The organism is Paenibacillus eucommiae (genome assembly GCF_017874215.1).
Lineage (GTDB): Bacteria > Bacillota > Bacilli > Paenibacillales > NBRC-103111 > Paenibacillus_AI > Paenibacillus_AI eucommiae.
Genome location: NZ_JAGGLB010000015.1, coordinates 40,557 through 59,988, shown reverse-complemented (window position 1 = coordinate 59,988; position 19,432 = coordinate 40,557). Strand labels below are relative to the sequence as shown.

The window sequence follows — 19,432 nt, the reverse complement described above, 5'->3', positions numbered from 1 at the left end:
CGATGATCAATTGCGAAGGCTTAGTGAAAATTTACAAAACCGATGAGATTGAGGTTGTTGCTCTGCAAGGGCTGAACATCTCGATCGAAAATGGTGAGCTTATGGCCATCATCGGAAATAGCGGAAGCGGCAAGTCGACTTTGCTCAATATTCTAGGTGGCTTGGACCGCCCTTCAGCTGGTCAGGTACGGGTCGGTGATTGGGATTTGCTGAAGATTACCGATAAGCAGCTGGTTGAGTACAAGCGAAACACTGTAGGCTTCATCTGGCAAAATAATGCTCGAAATCTTGTCTCTTATTTAACAGCGCTGGAGAATGTGGAACTGCCAATGATGCTAAGCGGAAATTACGACCGTGCGTACGCCAAACAACTGCTTGAATGGGTTGGACTTAGTGAGCGGATGCACAACAAGCTGCAGCAGCTCTCTGGAGGAGAGCAGCAGCGGGTTGCAATTGCCATCTCTCTCTCCAATCGGCCTAAGCTTCTTCTTGCCGATGAGCCCACAGGCTCTGTTGACACCAAAACGGCAGACACAATTCTTTCCATTTTTCAAAGACTTAACAAAGAGCTTGGTGTTACAATTGTAATTGTTACCCATGATTTGTCTATTGCAGGTAAAGTTGGCCGGGTTGTTGCGATTCGTGATGGCATGACAAGCACCGAATCTATTTCCCGTAATCCATCTATCGCATCTTCAGATTGGGCAGATACAAGCAGCGGCTTGCCGCAGCAAGCCCATGAAGAGTATGTGGTTCTGGATCGGGCCGGCCGCTTGCAGGTGCCTAAGGAATATTTGCAGGCACTTAGTATCGGGGGTAAAGCAACAATGGAGTTTGACGGCGAGAAAATCATGATTAAAGCACCTAAGAGTCTTACCGACAGCCTACCAATCCAAATCGAAAAAGAACCAAAAACCGTTGGAGGGAAAAGTGAATGATAAAAATGAGAACGAGGTTAGTGGCATTAGCCCTAACCCTAGTAATGGTAGTGCCCTTAGCTGTCGCTTGTACGAAAACAAATAAGCCAGATGATCAAACAGAACGTGTCCTAAAAATTGCTACAAGCTTCGGATATGGGGGAGACGATGAATACTTCCGCCAGCAATTTACAGAGGTGTTCGAGTTTGCGAACCCGAATATCAAGATCGAATTTATTCCAACCATGGATGATAGCATGAGATATGGTGGCATGGCTCAGTCAAGCGAGCAAATGCCCGATCCTCTGGAAAAGCTGAAGGAAGTCATGCAGGGAGACAACCCGCCTGATGTCGTCATGGTTAGCTATGAGCAGTTAACTGACATTATTGATAACAATCTGCTTGTTCAATTAGATCCTTTAATTACGAAGGATAAGTTCGATACAACGGACATCGTACCGGCTGTGATTGAAGGCATTAAGAATACGGGTGGAGGCAAGCTTTTTGCATTAGCACCAACCTTTAATTCTTCGGCACTTATTTATAATAAAAAGCTTTTTGACGATGTATCTGTAGCGTATCCGACAGACGATATGACTTGGGATGAAATATTTGATCTATCGAAGCTTGTAGCCAAAGGAGAAGGGGAAGAACGCAAGGACGGTTTCTCCTTCAGTACACAATCACAAACCGATCTTTTTTATGGTATGCAGATGTACACAGCTCCTCTTGGAATATCCATGTTCGACGAGAACCTGGAAAAACTGGCCGTTGATTCAGATCAATGGGAGCAAGTGTGGGTAAAAATGGCTCAGCTTCAAAAAGATAAAGTGTTCCCAGAGCTGTTTGATCCTTCCAACCCGGAAAATAATAAAAGAATGATGAACCAGGAAAATCCGTTTGCTTACGACGATTTCATGTCCGGCCGCCTTGCTATGGCCATTATCAACTACGGACAAATCAATCAGATTCAAAATGCTAACAAAAATGCAGCCAATTATAAAGGGTATACCCCAATTGAGTGGGACGTTGTTACAGTTCCTTCTCATCCAGAATTTAAAGGTGTAGGCGGTTCGATCAGCATGAACGGAATTATGGGAATTAATGCTAATGCTCAAAACAAGGAAGATGCATGGGAATTCATTAAATTCATTAATGGCGAAGATTGGGCCAGATTGAAATCACACAGCTCCTATAATCTTGTGGCTCGTGCAAAATACTTGAAGCCTAAAGATGGAGAAGATTTCCATATGGAAGCCTTCTATAATGTGACTCCGGCTCCTATGGAGGATACCAACAAGCTATGGCGTAAATATCCAAACTTTTATCAGGTTCAAGAGATTGGACGCACGCAGCTGCAAACTGTGTTAAAAGGTACTGCAACGGCTCGAGAAGCGTTGAAGCTGTGGCAAACACAGGGTGATGCCATGCTGAAGCAAATGAGGGATAATCCGAACGGAGCGATAAATGGCGGTGGTGGCGGAGTTTCCACGGAGATAGCAAATTAACGTGAGAGGATTGAAAACAACATGAGAAATTTACGATGGATGAGACTAGCGGCGGTTGCCCTAACAGTCACATTAAGTGTGGGTTCATTAGCACCAACGTTTGCTGCTCCCGGGGTCGCAGTCAAAGCTTCGCCGATTGGCAAGGTTGCCATCACAGGGAACAGCTATTTTGATCTGAAGCAGATCCAGGTGATGCCTGAACAAAATGGCAAGCTAGCTACCTTTACGATAACAGTTCATAACAAGGGCAACAATGAACTATTGTTTATAGACTACTGGGTGCGATTAAAGAGCAAATCGGGCAATCAGTTCACAGTCAAGCTGCTTCCCTCAGATAAGGATAAGAATCGGGTATCCCCTGGATCAAGCACGGATATTACCTTTTATGCAACTGTCAATGAAAACACCAATCTACAAGACCTTGTTGTACAATTTATTAAATGGGATTTCAGCAAATCTAATTTCGAAACTGTGATTGGTGAAATCTCTGTGCCCGCAACCTATTCGAATGTTACCCCTGTCAATCGTGCCGCAATTATTTCTGTTGGCAAGACTGATATTCAAGCATCCGTAAAGAAGCTGGTAAGCACCAAAAACGAAAAATACCACGTTTCTACTGTTCATCTGGATCTGGAAAATGTTGGTTTGAATTCATTAACGCTTCCTAACTATTCATTCTCAATTCGTACGGCTGGGGGATTAATGTACCCGCTTGATGCCAAGGAAGCAAAGGATTTGATCATAAATCCCAAAGAAACGAAGGAAGTTAAGCTTACAGGTTCCATTCCCCTTGCGGTAGCTGCAGAGGGATGGCAGCTTGTGGTTACAGAGAGTCTCACCGAACCTAAAATGACGATGCTTGTTGCCACACTCCAGCTTCCTAAGGCTAGCCAGGAGCAGCAGCAAGGAGGGGGAGTTAAGGGTAAAGCTTATACCTTCACCAATAAAGACGGTGTCTACACGGCAATATTTAATGGTCTGTATCGTCTGCCTTGGGAAGATGATGATATCCTGACAGCCGATCTGACTTTATCCAATAAAGGAACCGGGTCGCTGCCTATTCCCAAGCTTACAGGTTATTTTATGCTGGATGGTGGGGTAAAGGTTGAAGCTAAGTTAATTCAAACTTCCAAGATTATTGCTTTGGGTGCGAACAGCGCTGTTAGCTTTCAATTTGCTGCGAAAATTCCATACACGTATGCATTCTCCAAGGCGAAGCTGGTGCTTCAGGAGAAAGAAGTTAGTGAGAAGGAAGGTGAAGCGGCAGTAACCAAGGATGTGCTGGATTTCTCCAGTAATTCAGAGGTGCAGGCTATTCCCTTCATAGATAATCAGCAATTTTATACACTTGACGATATCGGCCGCAAGGCGAAATTTACGACAAAGAGTGTAGCTACTTATACGGGTAAAACTTCAGATACCTATACGGCTCAAGTAGAAGTAGAAAATCTGGAGAAGCGGTTTACTGGAATTTCACGGTTAGTTGCTCATTTCCGTACACCGGATGGCACTATTTTTCCTGCAACGATTACTGAAATTAAAAATAAAATCAGTCCAAGCGGAAAAGCCTTGCTGAATGTTTGGGCTAATCTGCCTAAAGGCTATGAGACAGCAGAGATGCAGCTCCTGATGGGAGAAGCGATTACAGAAGGTAAACTTACTGAGGGAGAAGCTAAGCCTGATTCTTATGTAAAGCCGGTCGCATTCTGGCTGCCAGCTGAGAATAAAGAGGTCAAGGAAGTGCTTAAGGATGTCCAAGTGTTCCCTTATGCCATTTCTCTTAACCGGATCGGCACTTCTATTGTAGGTAATGAATTGACCCTTAAATTTAATTATGAGCTCACGAAAGATCTTTTAACTGAAACGAACACTGAGGGGCGTAAGCTGGTGCTTACCTTCGAAGACGCGGATGGTAATAAATCCTTCGAGAAATCGTATGAGGTTAAGGATTTCAATCCTTCCGAGGGAGAGCAAATAGACCCCAATAAGCTAATCATTGGCAAGCATGAGGAATTTAAAATCATTGTTCAGGACGAAGGTCTAATCTACAAGCAGCAATTCCTCAAAAAGTATAGTGTCAGCTTGTATGATGAATTCCAAGGACAACGCAAGCTGTTGGCCAGCCAAAAGCTTGATTGGTTTATTTATTCAGAGTAATAGGACCTACTATAGGTAAGGCCGCGGGAAAGCTTCTTATTCCCGCGGCCTTTTATTTATAGGAAGCGGGATTAAATAGGGTTTCCAAGTATCTTCAGCTGCAGTCTCAGCCCTTCAAAGCCCTTCTATGCCTGTTATTCTGCCTTCCTCAACCAAAGCCTGCCACCTTTACTCAATGTGCTCCGCGCGGCTGTAGGGCTGCTTAAACACGCATAAACGTACAATCCACACCGCGTGTTGACGTCTTACAATTGTCATTTAGCATGAAAACCTGATTATTTATGGTGTCGATGTGGTAAGAAGGCCATCTTTTGGATAAGATAGAAAAACCATTGTTGGATACCATTACAAATAAACGGAGTGAAAGCATATGCATTGGGTCTATTGGGCAAAACTCTATGAATCCAAATTTCAGGCAGGATGTTTGGCTAAGCGTATGGAAGAGGATTGGTGGATATATGGCTACGAAAGCCCTCACGAGGTAGAAGTCTTTAAATCAAAAAAAGGTCGCTTTGGAGTCAGGTACAGCCTCTGATGAAAGGTGATTATTGAAGTTGGAAATTTATGCTTGACTTTCAATATGGATATGGTGTATATTTATTTTTGTCGCTGTTGAAGGTGACTTCGTCGCGGGGTGGAGCAGCCCGGTAGCTCGTCGGGCTCATAACCCGAAGGCCGCAGGTTCAAATCCTGCCCCCGCAACCAAATTATCTTCTAAATATGGGCCCTTAGCTCAGTTGGTTAGAGCGGTCGGCTCATAACCGATTGGTCGGGGGTTCGAGTCCCTCAGGGCCCATACAAGAAAACCCTTATTTAGAAGGGTTTTTGTTATTTTTATAGACTTGTAGGATTGCATATTTCACAAAAGGTATTCGGATTCTCTTATGAGAAGTGTGCTTCATCATTCACGCCTTCACCCCGCTGGCAACAGGCTAGCGGGGATCTTCCGTTTACAATACTACCATGCAAACGTGCATAATATGATTACCAAGAGAATGTAAAGCACTAGGATTTCAGCAGTGTTTGTGCGATGAGAAAGTACATTTGACATACTTCCCACTCCTTTCATCGTAACTCTTAGTATTACATTACCAATATACACAAGTTTTTTAATATTGATTGGACGTTTGCAAGGGAATGGAGCACATTTTTTTAGATGAAGCTATAGAGGCTCTATGCACTCCTTAAAATCATGCTTAACGTTACCTACTTTTGCAGAAACAGGATAAGCGCTCATTTCATCTGCTGGGTAGGGCTGCAATAGCTCCAATAGCTGCTGCACATTCTGATTATTTCTTTGTAGCCAGAGTTGCTCAGCTTCTTGACGTAATATGACCGGCATTCTTTCATGAATGTCCTGCATGAGGCTATTTGGGGTTGTAGTAATGATCGTGCAGGTGCTGACTTTGTGTCCCTCTGGATTTATCCATGTATCATAAAGCCCGGCGAAAGAAAAGACCGACTCATTTTTGAGTACAATGCGCATAGGCTGCTTTGTATTTCCTTCTTTTTTCCATTCATAGAAGCCGTCGGCTGGAATGATACATCGTTTGCGGGAGACTAACTGTTTGAAGGATGCTTTTTCTAAGATGGTTTCTGCCCGGGCATTGATCATTTTAGAGCCGATTTTCGCATCCTTAGCCCAGGATGGCACTAATCCCCATTTCATTTGTCCAAGCCTATTCCTTTCTCCATCATGGATCACCGCCATTATTTCTTGCATCGGTGCAATATTATATCGCGGAATGATATGCTGGGGATTTGACAGATTAGCCAAATATCTTAGCATCAGTTCCTCTATAGTTACAATTAAAGTATAACGTCCGCACATCGCGTAACCTCCTTGATCAATAGTTCAATTTTCTTCATATATTCCTTCTTATATACTAAATTGTATCATAGCCATTTGCTATTGTGCTTGATACTAGTAGGTGTTCGTAAATTTGCAATATAGTTTATAATATAAGAACATAGAAGCTAGATGTAATTGGGTGCTGCAGTCGTGTCGGGAATGGATTATAGAAGGAGGGAATCAAATGGAGGAGCAGGATTTGAATGAGCGTAAGCGCAAGTCGAAAGAGTTATCCGAGCTAGATGAATCTATGGAGTCTGAGGAAGCTTTGGAAGAAGCTGTAGAAGAGGTTGTGGCCGAAATTAAAGCGCATACCTCTGCAAGGATCTACCCTGGCTTTCGCAATTGGAGCTTGGTCTCAGTGGCTATAGTTATGCTTATTCTAGGGGGCTATATGCTAGGTGAGCAGAATGGCAGATCTAAGGTTGCTGAAGATACAAGCGTCGCTGAGAGTGCTCAAATCCCTTGGGAGCTTCAAAAGAAGACCGAACTTCGCCTTGTTGATCCAAGTGTGTCAAAGGGGGCAGGCAACGTCTTACTTATGCAGCGGGGAGAAAGCACGCAAGTTGTTCTGCATGTAAGTGGTCTTCCTGCCACACAAAGCAGTGAGTCCTATCGGATGTGGATGGGCAATGAGGGCAAGTTCTGGAGCGGCGGCAGCTTTCTAGTCAACAAAGATGGCGAAGGCATGCTGCTGTATACATTAACTAATGGACAAGTATTTAGTTCGGTTAAGATTACTCTGGAGCCGGATAAGTCATCGAATCAACCGCAGGGACGTGAGCTGCTGATTGCCCCATAATAGAGAGCTGAGCGGATTTGCACACTCAAATAATGAAACTGGCAATAGTATCGCTAAGATTATAAAATATATAAGCGTGATCTAATCGAGGAGGAAACGTATGTCAAAACCATTTCGTCTCATGATGGATGAGGACCGTATCGTTAGAGGAGATTATTTTGCAGCGAGGACGCAGCCCGCTGTAGCTACAGTGGTGCTTTGTCATGGATTTAAAGGTTTCAAAGATTGGGGAATGTTTCCCCATGCTGCCGCTGAACTGGCGGATACATTCGATGTTATCACGATTAATTTTTCCTATAATGGCGTTGGGGAAGGCCTGCTTGATTTCACAGAATTAGAGAAATTTGCTGTGCAAACTTATTCGCGGGATCTGGAGGATTTAGGCACTGTGGTTCGGCTGATCCGTTCGGGGGCTTTCAGAAGCCACTTTGTACAAAATCAGGTTGTAGAAGGTATCGTGGAATTTCAAAAAGCTCAAATTGAGGAGCAGGATGAGCAAATTGTTCACGTGAACGAGGAAGCCAGGGAAGCACTGTTTCTAATAGGCCATAGCAGAGGCGCAGGCGTTTGCTATATTTATGCTTTAGATCATCCCGGTGAAATTGATGGCGTTATAAGCTGGAATGGGATTTCCGATGTCGATTTGCTCAATGAAGAGATGAAAAAAGAAATGAGAAATAGCGGAAGAGCTTTTACATATAATGGACGTACCAAGCAAAACATGCCGCTGGATGTTGAGATTCTGCAGGATATGGAAGCTAATCGGGAGAGGTTCGATCTTCAGGCAAGAATTGTTGGGGCTTCCTTCCCCATTGTTCTGATTCAAGGCACCGAAGACGGACGCTTTTTGCGTGAAGGCTCTGAACGATTAGTAGCGCTTAACCCGGAAATAGAATGGATACACATACAAGGCGGCAATCATACATTTGGTACTGTACACCCATTCCAGGGAGAAACGGAGCCGCTTCGCGAAGCCTTACAGAAGACGAGGTTGGCGATAACAAGAATTTTGTCATCCCAAATCTGATTATTAATCTTGAGAGTAATGAATAGATTCGAGTTATTCAAACACCCCCTCACTGTTACATACTTGAACCACAATGCGGTTATGGTTGATTTTGGGGTTTGAAACCGTAGCTCCGAGGGGTATGAATGAATGCAATATTTCATTTATCATAATGGAAAAAAGCTTAGCAAAGCTATGACTAAAGAGGAGGCCATTATGGAATTGTTTAATTTGAGAGGATCTTTTACAGATTTAAGTATATTAATAGTGGATGAGGAAACCGGGAAAATAAAAGGAGAAATTAAAAATAAAAAAAGAAAAAAGTAGTGGATTTTATTTTGAAGTTATATTTTTTTATTCCCCGTTTGTTAATCAAACCCACCTTGCATAAGTGCTGTCCGTGCCGCACATAGTACAATAACATTCATTTTACAAGTGTCCCTTTTAAGTCTCTGGAAAAGAATGAGTAAAACGAACCAAAGCGCACTTCAACATGTTATAATATAATCATACACCCTAAAGAGATTTTTTTATTATACTGGAGGGAAGACCGTGCGAGGAGTTATCTTAAGCTTTCTTACGATGTACATGTTTATTCCTTGGGTATTAACCCGTATGCTCGGTTTGGGGGTTTTCCATAAAGGCAAGACTCAACGAGAAGTGGCGTTCACGTTTGATGATGGCCCGGATCCTCGATACACACCTACGCTATTGGATATTTTAAACAAGCACAACGTGAAAGCAACTTTTTTTGTTCTTGGTTCCAAAGCAGAGAAGTATCCAGAAATTATTCAGCGAATTCATCAAGAGGGGCATCAAATTGGCATTCATAATTACTACCATCACTCCAATTGGCTAATGACTCCATGGGGAGTAAGACAAGGCCAGGTAAACCGCTCCGCGGATACGATTGAAGCCATAACCGGCACGCGTCCTGCTTATTATAGACCACCTTGGGGCATATTAAGTTTAGGAGACTTTTTTCTAAAAAAGGATTTTGTACTTGTTCTATGGTCATTGATGGCTTGGGATTGGAACAGTCGTGTCAGCAGCAAGCGATTAAGAAAGAAACTCAGTACAATTACAGATGGCTCGATCATCTTATTGCATGACAGTGGCGAGACACTAGGGGCTGACGAGAATGCTCCTGAGCTTATGTTGCGGGCATTGGATGAAGTGCTGCTTGATTTAAACAACCGAAAATTCAAATGTGTTCGAATTGATGAGATGATGGAGAACTCTAAGAAACCTAAGAAGGGGGAGCGAGCCTTAGGTATGAGTCGATTCAAACAGTTGCTCGTAGCCTCTTGGATGCTTTGGGAGCGTTGTTTCGTTAAATTGTTTCATTTAATGCCTGTCGATACAGAAAATCCGTTGCTGAAATTAAGGATAAAAGCATACACGGGAAATCAAAGCATAACATTAGAGGATGGCGAGGTTATCGCCAAAGGAGATCTTATAGCCGAGCTTCATTTCGATAATAAATTACTACTTAAATTAAGCAATAATTCGCCTTCTTCCGTTCATCTGGCCATTCAAATCATAAGAAAAACGGAACAACTAATGCCGCTTATTCGTTGGTTATTGCAAAATGACCCTAATTATAAAGATGTCAAAGGTTTATATGGAATTACTCTGATTCATAGAGGTGCGAGAAAGCTTGGTTTTTCGATTATTGATCTACCGCGGGGCATTTTTTCCTATTTAACACAATCCTATTTAAGGTTACTGCTATCTGTACTTCATCCCCAGGGCAAGAAACGATTAAAGCTAAAGACAGAACGGCTCGTTCCGAAAATCATTGCAATTTCCCGAAAAGAACTGATGAACCGTTATATTGCTTAATTCAAATATGTAAAAGAGAGCCATCTATCCTTAGCATTCACCGGCTAAGAGGGTGGCTCTTTTTAATGATGGGAATATGGTTCGTTTATCCTATATATGTTAAATTCTGGCTTTTACAGATTTAGCGTACTCTGAAGGAGTCATTCCTGTTTCCAGCTTGAAGCGGCGCGAAAAATAATGAACACTGCTGTAGCCGAGCATTTCTGCAATTTCGGTAAAGTTATGTTTTTCTTCGCGAATTAAGTGTTTTATTTCAAGGATTTTTAATTCGAGATAATATTGCTGTAAACCTAAGCCTGTTTGGCGGAGAAAAATATCTTTAATTTGTGATTTACCAAGGTTGACATGGCTGCACAAAGCTTCCAAAGAAAAGGGAAGGCCGATATGTTTTCTCATAAAAGACTTGATCTGAACGATAAGCTCATCTTCCTTATGCTCTCTGGAGGGAAAGGACAATTTGGAAGTCTGAGCAACGGTGAGTCTTCTGACCAACTGGATAAGCAAGCGTTCTAAACCAGTCTTGATCATTTGTTCCGCTCCGAATGGGGCGTCTGCTCTCCGCAGAACTCCGTTTGAGCTCTCGGGCTTTGTGTCAATCAGCGGCTGGAAGGCGGAAAACCCTTCTCTCACAACTTCTGTCAGCAGATTTCGTTCGCGGTCATTCAAGCTGATTACCCGATTTTCAAACACATTCATCGCTTGTGATAGGCATTCGAAGGAAATGTTGACAGCATTAGGCGCTAATTGATCTAGTGTTCGAGATGTATGGAACGTATCAGGCTTTAGTAACAAGAACTCTCCTTGACTCATGGTGAAATAATTATCGTAAGCGAAAACTTCCACCTTGCCTTTATCAACATACAGCATCTCCCAGAAGTCATGACTCTCTCCAGGAAAGGAGAAGGTTTTGGAATGTTCGTGGTAATAAAACGTATACAGATTTGAAATGATTAACGGTTCTTGAAAAGGGGACTTCTGATATGCCATTTTTCAGCCCTCCTTTATGATAGGGTGTTCTTTAGTAGGACTCGTAAATTTAATGCTAGCATAGCAAATCAGGATTAAGTTGTCGAGATGTTTACTTAACTAGGAACAGTAAATTCTTGTTCAAGGACAAGCAGGGATGCAAATAAATCGGCTGGCAAGGCAAAGCTTTAAATAAGTAATATCTATATAATTAGGGTCATCGTATATATTCGTATACATAACTTTAGGAAGGTGAATATTAATGCTTCAAGCAAAGGTTCAACGCAAGGTGCGGTTGGGTGTTATCGGCCTCGGAGAGCGGGGGCGTGGTCTGGTAAGTAATCTTTTGAGTATGGATGATGTTGAGGTAGCAGCAGTCTGCGATTCTTCGGAGGACAGATTGCAAATGACTATGGAGCTGGCAGAAGCTGCAGATCGTCAGAAACCGGAAGGTTATCGTGATTATAAAGCGCTTTTGGAACGTGACGATGTGGAAGGCGTCATTATTTCCACCGGCTGGACTAGTCATGTGGAAATCGCGATTGCTGCTATGAAGGCAGGGAAATATGTCGGGTCAGAGGTTGGAGGCGCGGCTTCTCTGGATGAATGCCTGGAGCTGGTGCGAACTTCAGAGGCAACAGGAGTACCTTGTATGCTGCTTGAGAACTGCTGTTACGGACGAGAGGAAATGACGTTATTCAATATGGTGAGAAAAGGTTTGTTTGGCCAGCTTGTTCACTGTCAGGGTGGCTACGAGCATGACCTTAGAGAAGAAATTGCCAAGGAGGGTGAGAACAGGTTTATTGATCATTATGTAAAAAGGAACGCGGACACGTACCCCACTCATGGACTGGGTCCTGTTGCCAAGTATCTAGGAATAAATAGAGGCAACCAGTTCCTGACACTAAGCTCGATGGCCTCGAAATCCCGGGGGCTCAAGCGATGGATGGAGCACAATTTGGATAAAGAGCATCCCTTGAGGGAAAGGGAGATTACCCAGGGCGATATTGTCACTACGATGATAAAATGTGCAAACGGAGAGACAATTCTTCTTGTGCTTGATACAACGCTGCCGCGTCCGTACTCCAGAAACGGAAGAGTTCAAGGAACAAACGGGATCTGGATAGAAAACAATCAGTCGATTTATATCGAAGGGAAAAGTGCCCATCACGCTTGGGAGCCTTTCGACAACTATCGTAGCGAATATGAGCATCCTCTTTGGAAAGAGTTCATACAGGATGGGGTTCAGGGCGGACATGGAGGCATGGATTACCTCTGTCTGCGTGCTTTTGTGGAGAGTATACAGTTACGCATAGAACCTCCGATAGACGTTTACGATATGGCTGCTTGGATGGCTGTGACGGTCCTATCGGAACAATCAATTGCTCTAGGAGGTCATCCTGTAAGCTTTCCTGACTTTACCAAAGGGAAGTGGACTCGTCGCTCTCAAGCTCCGTCAAGCAAATATTCGCTGGATCAGATTGATGAAACCATTTTCGCGGATTTAAGAAGTGGGAGCTGAAGATCCGTACAAAAAAGTTCCTGTATGCATAAAGAGCCATCTCTCAGAAGAAGCTTCTGCTGCTTCTGAGAGATGGCTCTTTTCATGAACAAATTATTAGCATAAATTTTGGGGTGAAGTCTAGGGAGAAAAATTCTCGATTTTATTCATTCATAAATTCTGGCTTTTACGGATTTTGCATACTCTGAAGGTGTCATTCCAGTTTCTAACTTGAAGCGGCGCGAAAAGTAATGAACACTGCTGTAGCCAAGCTTTTCGGCGATCTCGCTAAAGTTTAGCTTTTCTTCGCGGATCAATGATTTCACTGCATCGACTTTTAACTGGAGATAATGCTGTTGGAGACCAGTGCCTGTTCGGCGGAGAAAAATATCTTTGATCTGTGATTTTCCAAGGTTAACATGACTGCATAAGGACTCCAAAGAAAATGGAAGGTTAATATGTTCTTTCATGAAGGTTTTGATTTGAACGATGAGCTCATCTTCTTTATGTTCTCTGGAGGGAAAGGACAGTTTGGGAGTCTGAGCAACGGCTAGTCTCCTGATCAACTGGATAAACAGTTTTTCCAGACTGATTTTAATCATTTGCTCTGCACCGAAAGGAGCATCTGCTTTCCGCAAAACTCCGTTCAAACTTTCGGGTCTGGTTTCTGTATGCGTTTGGAAGGCAGAAAACCCTTCTTTCATTACTTCTGTAAGTATATTTCGTTCCTGGTCATTCAAGCTTATAACGCGATTCTCAAACACATTCATCGCTTCAGATAAGCATTCAAAGGAGATATTAATCATATTTGGAGCCATCTGATCGGCGGTTCGGGAAGTGTGGAACATATCAGGTTTAAAAAGCAAAAATTCTCCCTGATTCATGGTGAAATAAGTATCGTAAGCGAAAACCTCGACACGGCCCATATCCACATAAAGCATTTCCCAGAAGTTATGACTTTCACCGGGAAAGGAGAAGGTTTTGGAAAGCTCGTGATAATAAAACGTATACAAGTTGGAAATGATTAAAGCTTCTTGTAGGGGGGACTTCTGATATGCCATTTTCCAGCCCTCCTTCGTGATTAAATGGGGTTTCCATAGTATAATCCGTAAATTTAATGATAGCATAGCAAAACAGCATGAAGTTGTCGAGATGTTCACTTAATTTGCAGCAGCTTATTTAAAAGTTTATGAATAAGCAAAAATGCAAATAAATCGGCTGAGGGGGCAAAGCCTTAAACAAGCAATTTACCTATAATTAGGAATAAGCGTTTGATAATAGCGCTTACATTTTTTATGGTTCGGCAGGCTGTAGGTAAAGATGGAAAGTGCAAGATCCAAGATGTAACATCCAAGAGCCAACATCCAAGATGCAAGCTTCTTGAAGCAAGAAGCACGAGTGCAAGACACATGTGCAATAAGCAGAATGGAGGAGGGATGAAACGTCACGAAGGAAGTGAACAGTTAGATTATTCCCTGATCATTAGTTTGGCTAACTTTGGAGGTGTCCTATGGTTTTGAAAAAACAAAGTAAAAACATCTTTCTGTTATGTTTAATGTTTTGTCTTGTAATTTCTTCATATGGTTCAGCAATCTCCACCGTATTCGGTGCAGAGTCGGAACCGTTGGATTCATCTTTCGCAGTCCAGACACAGTTCTCCGATTTGGAGGGCCACTGGGCAGAACCATTTTGACAACATGGGGGGATTCGGGTCTTATCCAGGGCTATGCAGAGGGTACGTTTAAGCCGGATCAAACGGTGACCCGAGGTGAAACGGCTGCATTGATTAACCGCTCCTTTAATTTTAACGAAAAGACACAGATTGAATTTGCGGATCTATCTGCAGCCGACTGGGTTTACGAAGATGTTTCCAAAGCGGTAAAAGCAGGCTACATGGAGGGTTATACCGACGGTACAATCGGTTTCAAGAAAGCCATCAGCAGGCAAGAGGCCGCCGTAATTCTGGCTCGTCTGCTGCAATTAGATATCACATCAGAGAACGATGCTGCTAACGTGTTTAAGGATGTCAAGCAGATTGCATTGTGGAGCAAGGGGGCTATAGCCGCTGTTGCAGCCGCCCATATTATGGAGGGTTATGAGGATGGTAGCTTCAAGCCGCAAGCCTTGATCACACGTGCTGAAGTAATTGTTACCTTAGACCGGGCTTTAAAATCAAGAAAGGTAATAGTATACAATCAAGCAGGCACATACGGATCTGATACTGATGTCCAATCCATTAACGGTAATGTCGCCATCCATGTTTCCGGGGTGACACTGCAAAATATGAAGATAACAGGGAATTTATTGTTAGCCGAAGGCATCAAAGAGGGCGATGTGTTTCTTCAGAATGTGACTGTCCTCGGAACAACGACTATCAAAGGCGGGGGAATCAACAGCATCCACGTGGAAAACAGCGTGATGGCAACAGTCATTGTGGATAGAGCCTCGGGAATGGTAAGGATTGTAGTGAATGATAAGACGACCGTGGCAGAGGTGATTGTAAGGTCTTCGGTTATTTTAGAGCAATTGGGCTCGGATAGCGCAGCTCCGGTTAGCTTAATCAGGCTCATAGATGCACTTCCAGCAGGTTCGAAGGTCACATTACTTGGCCATTTCGGCAAAGTTGAAGCTGCTGCCAAAGGGATTAGTATCGAATTTCCACAAGGTGTGATAGATCAATTATCGGTTGCTGAACAAGCAAAGGATATAACCTTGAATATGGGGAAGGGAGCTAAGATTTTTTCCTTGGTTTTGAATGCAATTCTTAAAGTAAGGGGTCTTGGAGTCATCGAGAAAGCTACTTTGAACGAAAAAGCAAAGGGAACAACATTTGAGACCAAGCCACTGAAGCTGGAAGGTGCTGGTGTCCCTTCTGGAAATAGTGGAGGTAACGGGGGGAATAATGGTGGAAACAATGAAGGAAATAATGGAACGACCCCCCCTGTAAGTATAGCTTCAGTATCAGCAGTTAACGGGGCAATAAGTGTTACGTTTAACAGGGCTCCAGATGCTGTACCAACTATCGGTGATTTTACCGTACAGGAAGTCATGAACCTCACAAACATAAAGTCAGTCAAATCCATTGTTATTGAGTGGGATTCAAGCTCGAAAACAGCCACTTTAAAAGTGCCATCCGTTTCGACAAAGGAGTTTGAACAGTCTGTTGTATATCGGGTGAGTTATAAAGGTACAGAAGCCGTTGAAACAGATGCATTTATTATACCAGATGGTATTGTGATTGTAGAAAATGGGGAAGCACGTGCAGTCATTGTTATCCCCACAGCTGCTAGTGATCAAATTCGTGAATCTGCTAATAAGTTCAAGGAGTACGTAAAAAAATCTACAGGTGCTGACTTATCAACGAAAACGGCTGCAGAGATAGCTGGCATGGAACCATCCACGAACCAGGCTGTGAACATTTATATCGGCTTTAGCCGCATGGAAGACGAAACAGCTCATGATGGACTTCTGCAGGGATTGGATGGAGATGGATTTATCATCGATCCGCAAGAAGGAAATATTACGATTATTGGTCCCACATCTTGGGGTACTGAGTATGGCGTGTATGAGTTTTTGGAGCGATATGTTGGCGTTCGCTGGCTGATGCCGGGCCCGGATGGAGAGGATGTGCCGCAGCAGCAAACGATTGCCATCTCGCGGGAATTAATCCGTAACGCCCCCGCTGCGACATCTCGACAATTTTTCGGAACAGAAATTCAAAGCTCCTATGCCGAATGGGCCAGATACAACAGACTGCGTTCTAAGATTCGATTTCATCATAATCTGGACATTCTGTTCGATCCGAAACTTTTTTCCAATCGCCCAGATTTTTATCCTGATGGTATCGTTCCAACACATCCCTATGCCTGGCAGCCCTGTTTCTCGAATCCCGATACGATTACAGCAGCCATTAATAGAATAAATGAATATTTCGATCAGAACCCGGAGGAAATATCATTTCCATTAGGTATTAACGATAGTGAAAACTATTGTGAGAGTAATCCAAATCATCCGAATCATCCGCAGAAATTAAATTCTGTTGGCAAGCTGGATATGTCGGATATTTATTATAATTGGGTGAATAAAGTAGTGGAAGGCGTATTAAAGGTGCATCCGAACATTATCTTTGGACTGCTTGCGTATATGAATGTGTATGACCCCCCAACGTTCAAGCTTAATTCACACATCGTTCCCTACATTACGTTTGACCGAATGGCCTGGATCGATCCGACATTTGGAAATGCCGGTAAAGAACATATGGATAGCTGGCAGCAGGCCGCGACGAATCTGGGCTGGTATGAATATTTGTATGGCTGGCCGTACACACTTCCGCGTGTGTACCCGCAACTGATGGCGGATAATTATAAATACGCGAAAGATCACGGGGTTATCGGCCATATTGCGGAACTGAATCCGCACTTCGGCGAAGGACCCAAAAATTGGCTTTCGTCCAAACTGCAATGGGATCCGGATCAAAACGTCGATGTTCTCTTGGATGAATGGTATGTTCGGGCAGTAGGTCCGGAGTCTGCTCCGTATCTACAGCAGTACTATGAGCATTGGGAGAAATTTTGGACGACACGTGTACTTACAACGAATTGGTACAAACAATGGACTTCCTCGAACGATATGCCGCCATATCTAACCTTCTACGATTCCTCTTTCTTATCTGATGTGACAAAGGAAGAAATCGCAGATAGCCGGCACCTTATGGAACATGTTGTTGGCAAAGCGCAGACGGAGAAACAAAAAGCCCGTGCTGGAGTACTTATGCATGCATTCGAGTACTATGAGGCCTCAGCGCTTAGCTACCCACGGGAAAGTGGAGTAACACCTCCTGCAAATACGGAGCAGGCGCTCACACTGCTAGAAGATAGCATGCTCAGTATGGAATTGGCTCAGCGTAGAATCAGGCTGCTGGAGCAGTTTGCATCTGACCCTGTATTGATGCATCCGCCTGGTTATAAGAACCCTGAGTGGTCGGGACTAAGTAACAGCACGTTCACTGCATTGGTGGATTGGATCGGCAAGGAACCGGAAGGGGGAGCAGTGAGAGAGCGGCTTGCTCAGCTTGAAGCAACTAGCGCAATGTCTATCGTTCGTGACAATGCCCGATTGCTTCAGGCTATCGCGAATGGGGAACCCAATCTGTTTCCAAATGGCTCATTTGAATCGGGTGATGAGGCAGATCCGAAACTTGCCTCACCTTGGTGGTACTGGGGAATAGATAAACCTACGGAAGAAATACAGCGGACAGATACGTTTGCACATACAGGAAACTACAGTATTCGGTCGGCAGGACTATCACCCGGTGGGATAGCCTTAGATAATATCCAGCTTCCGCTCGGCAAATATGCGGTTATTTATTATTACTACATGCCGGCAGATGCAGAAACGACGGGGATGGTTTCATGGTTTCACAATGTGCTAGGCATGCAAGGCGGAGTTATTGCCAACTTGGAGGGTTCTCTACAATCTCCGTCTGCTACGAAAGGCAGATGGGTTGCCGCCAGCTATATCTTTGAGGTAACTGAGTACGCGTTTGGGCAGAAGGCGGGGGATCTGCAAATGGGTGTTAAACATTTGGGATTTGGACCTGGCGAACAATTGTATATCGACGATATAGCTTTATATAGATTGAGCGGGCCTCCTGAAATCACAACGGTTCAAGCCGGGAATGGCGAAATACGTGCCGTTCTTGATTCTGAGCCATCTCAGATGCCTATGATATCCGACTTTGCTGTTCAATGGAAGATTAACGGAGGCGAAGCGGTTTCGGTAACTCCAACAGCGCTGTCTTGGAATGCGGCTACCAGAACAGCATCGTTAGTTGTTCCAAACATTCCTGCTGGTGATAGTGACAAAACTGTCGTGGTAAGCATCGCCTTTAAGGGAACCGCTGCTGTTGAAGCCACACCTTATGTAGTGAATGCTGGCACTAGTGTGGAGAACTTGCTCCTGAATCCGTCATTCGAAATTGGAGATAGAGGCAATCTGATTGAAGTACCATCATGGACGTATTGGACGAATGCTATCGGTACGAAGAGCCGGACTAAAGAATTCGTAAGAACAGGTGAGTACAGTCTTGTCGCCAATGGTGTTTCCCCTGAGGGCGGATTTATCCAAGATATTTTCGTGGAACCTGGAATTTATGAGGCAGAGTTCTACTTTTATGTACCAGAAGATTCAGTAACGGAAGGAACCCTCCAGTTGTATCTCGAGATGAAGGATAAGGATCTCAAGCCAATCGGTGCAACTGCAACTGAGCCTGTATCTGCTGCTGCAGGTAAGGGAGGCTGGATAGCGCTTAGAAAGACATTTGAGATTACTGCAGCGTCAAACACGGTTCAGATCGGTTTTAATATTCCAACAACAAATTTCAAAACAGGAGAAAAGCTGTATATCGATGATGTTTCCTTGCGCAGATTGAGTGCTCCAGCTACCCAATAATCAAAGTAACTATTTTTCAGGCAACTTGTTAAAAATATTCCTAACGAAATGGCTGGCTGCCAACCTGAAGAGGATTGAGGCCAGCTATTTTTATGGTTTTATTAAAAAGTATAAGTTTAGGTGTGAGCCTGGTGTGAAAAATTCCTGATTACAGAGTGCAGCTTTACAGTGGAAAAGTAGACGGTGTGACCCTTCATCCTCCGGGGGAGTCAGAAAGGAAGCTCGGATTATCCTATTTCCACTTTCCCCTTTCCTCAGGAAAGCAACTGCTGCTGGCTGTCCGTTTGAGCTGGTTGTTTGTGCGATTGTAGCTAGAGAGAGGGAAGGGATGTGGGCGGAAGAGCGGAAGCGTCCGCCTTTAAAGATTTGTTCCAACCCCCAAATCCATTCCATTCAAGGGAACAAATCTTTAACAGCGGCTGGAGCCC

Annotated in this window: 12 protein-coding genes and 2 tRNA genes; 11 read left to right on the top strand and 3 right to left on the bottom strand. The window is 43.7% G+C overall.

What is annotated here, in order from left to right; genetic code table 11:
• Nucleotides 1-2: 2 nt before the first annotated feature.
• The 5 genes from J2Z66_RS21065 (at nt 3) to J2Z66_RS21045 (ending at nt 5,378) form a co-directional block, all read left to right on the top strand.
• On the top strand, nt 3-938 hold the full coding sequence (locus tag J2Z66_RS21065) for an ABC transporter ATP-binding protein (RefSeq protein WP_209974037.1): 936 nt from the start codon (nt 3-5) through the stop codon (nt 936-938).
• Nucleotides 935-2,425: an ABC transporter substrate-binding protein gene (locus J2Z66_RS21060; protein ID WP_209974035.1), complete on the top strand. Its 1,491-nt coding sequence runs from the start codon at nt 935-937 to the stop codon at nt 2,423-2,425. The genes J2Z66_RS21065 and J2Z66_RS21060 overlap by 4 nt, the downstream gene beginning before the upstream one ends.
• A 21-nt stretch (nt 2,426-2,446) precedes the next feature.
• Entirely contained in the window at nt 2,447-4,582 is a 2,136-nt protein-coding gene (locus J2Z66_RS21055; protein ID WP_209974032.1) for a hypothetical protein, read from the top strand.
• Nucleotides 4,583-5,210: 628 nt separating this feature from the next.
• Nucleotides 5,211-5,287: transfer RNA gene (locus tag J2Z66_RS21050), tRNA-Met, on the top strand.
• A gap of 17 nt (nt 5,288-5,304) precedes the next feature.
• Nucleotides 5,305-5,378 (top strand) — tRNA-Ile (locus tag J2Z66_RS21045).
• A gap of 366 nt (nt 5,379-5,744) precedes the next feature.
• Here the strand turns inward: J2Z66_RS21045 and J2Z66_RS21040 are convergent.
• Nucleotides 5,745-6,413 (bottom strand): SOS response-associated peptidase, encoded by a 669-nt coding sequence (locus tag J2Z66_RS21040; RefSeq protein WP_209974030.1) that lies wholly within the window; start codon nt 6,411-6,413, stop codon nt 5,745-5,747.
• 205 nt (nt 6,414-6,618) lie between these two features.
• Here J2Z66_RS21040 and J2Z66_RS21035 point away from each other — a divergent pair, with 205 nt between their 5' ends.
• The 4 genes from J2Z66_RS21035 to J2Z66_RS21020 all read left to right on the top strand — a co-directional run bounded on the left by J2Z66_RS21035 (nt 6,619) and on the right by J2Z66_RS21020 (nt 10,087).
• The gene (locus tag J2Z66_RS21035; RefSeq protein ID WP_209974028.1) at nt 6,619-7,236 is read left to right on the top strand and encodes an anti-sigma factor; all 618 of its coding nucleotides are present in this window, start codon (nt 6,619-6,621) and stop codon (nt 7,234-7,236) included.
• Between the two features lie 100 nt (nt 7,237-7,336).
• The gene (locus J2Z66_RS21030; RefSeq protein WP_209974026.1) at nt 7,337-8,263 is read left to right on the top strand and encodes an alpha/beta hydrolase family protein; all 927 of its coding nucleotides are present in this window, start codon (nt 7,337-7,339) and stop codon (nt 8,261-8,263) included.
• A gap of 129 nt (nt 8,264-8,392) precedes the next feature.
• Nucleotides 8,393-8,569 carry a hypothetical protein gene (locus J2Z66_RS21025; protein WP_209974024.1) on the top strand — a complete coding sequence of 59 codons (177 nt, stop codon included), beginning with the start codon at nt 8,393-8,395 and terminating at the stop codon, nt 8,567-8,569.
• Between the two features lie 225 nt (nt 8,570-8,794).
• Entirely contained in the window at nt 8,795-10,087 is a 1,293-nt protein-coding gene (locus J2Z66_RS21020; protein ID WP_209974021.1) for a polysaccharide deacetylase family protein, read from the top strand.
• 99 nt (nt 10,088-10,186) lie between these two features.
• Here the strand turns inward: J2Z66_RS21020 and J2Z66_RS21015 are convergent, their stop codons facing one another.
• The gene (locus J2Z66_RS21015) at nt 10,187-11,074 is read right to left on the bottom strand and encodes an AraC family transcriptional regulator (RefSeq protein ID WP_209974019.1); all 888 of its coding nucleotides are present in this window, start codon (nt 11,072-11,074) and stop codon (nt 10,187-10,189) included.
• A gap of 241 nt (nt 11,075-11,315) precedes the next feature.
• On the opposite strand from J2Z66_RS21015, the gene J2Z66_RS21010 reads away from it, so the two are divergent.
• Nucleotides 11,316-12,575: a Gfo/Idh/MocA family protein gene (locus tag J2Z66_RS21010; RefSeq protein ID WP_209974016.1), complete on the top strand. Its 1,260-nt coding sequence runs from the start codon at nt 11,316-11,318 to the stop codon at nt 12,573-12,575.
• A gap of 146 nt (nt 12,576-12,721) precedes the next feature.
• Here J2Z66_RS21010 and J2Z66_RS21005 read toward each other — a convergent pair whose 3' ends face one another.
• Nucleotides 12,722-13,615 (bottom strand): AraC family transcriptional regulator, encoded by an 894-nt coding sequence (locus tag J2Z66_RS21005; protein WP_209974015.1) that lies wholly within the window; start codon nt 13,613-13,615, stop codon nt 12,722-12,724.
• Nucleotides 13,616-14,243: 628 nt separating this feature from the next.
• On the opposite strand from J2Z66_RS21005, the gene J2Z66_RS21000 reads away from it, so the two are divergent.
• The gene (locus J2Z66_RS21000) at nt 14,244-19,004 is read left to right on the top strand and encodes a DUF4838 domain-containing protein (protein ID WP_209974013.1); all 4,761 of its coding nucleotides are present in this window, start codon (nt 14,244-14,246) and stop codon (nt 19,002-19,004) included.
• Nucleotides 19,005-19,432: the final 428 nt, after the last annotated feature.

Excerpts from the sequence above, each read along its gene's own strand:
- J2Z66_RS21065 (WP_209974037.1), top strand. The coding sequence starts at position 3 with ATGATCAATTGCGAAGGCTTAGTGAAAATTTACAAAACCGATGAGATT.
- J2Z66_RS21060 (WP_209974035.1), top strand. The coding sequence starts at position 935 with ATGATAAAAATGAGAACGAGGTTAGTGGCATTAGCCCTAACCCTAGTA.
- J2Z66_RS21055 (WP_209974032.1), top strand. The coding sequence starts at position 2,447 with ATGAGAAATTTACGATGGATGAGACTAGCGGCGGTTGCCCTAACAGTC.
- J2Z66_RS21040 (WP_209974030.1), bottom strand. The coding sequence starts at position 6,413 with ATGTGCGGACGTTATACTTTAATTGTAACTATAGAGGAACTGATGCTA.
- J2Z66_RS21035 (WP_209974028.1), top strand. The coding sequence starts at position 6,619 with ATGGAGGAGCAGGATTTGAATGAGCGTAAGCGCAAGTCGAAAGAGTTA.
- J2Z66_RS21030 (WP_209974026.1), top strand. The coding sequence starts at position 7,337 with ATGTCAAAACCATTTCGTCTCATGATGGATGAGGACCGTATCGTTAGA.
- J2Z66_RS21025 (WP_209974024.1), top strand. The coding sequence starts at position 8,393 with ATGCAATATTTCATTTATCATAATGGAAAAAAGCTTAGCAAAGCTATG.
- J2Z66_RS21015 (WP_209974019.1), bottom strand. The coding sequence starts at position 11,074 with ATGGCATATCAGAAGTCCCCTTTTCAAGAACCGTTAATCATTTCAAAT.
- J2Z66_RS21010 (WP_209974016.1), top strand. The coding sequence starts at position 11,316 with ATGCTTCAAGCAAAGGTTCAACGCAAGGTGCGGTTGGGTGTTATCGGC.
- J2Z66_RS21005 (WP_209974015.1), bottom strand. The coding sequence starts at position 13,615 with ATGGCATATCAGAAGTCCCCCCTACAAGAAGCTTTAATCATTTCCAAC.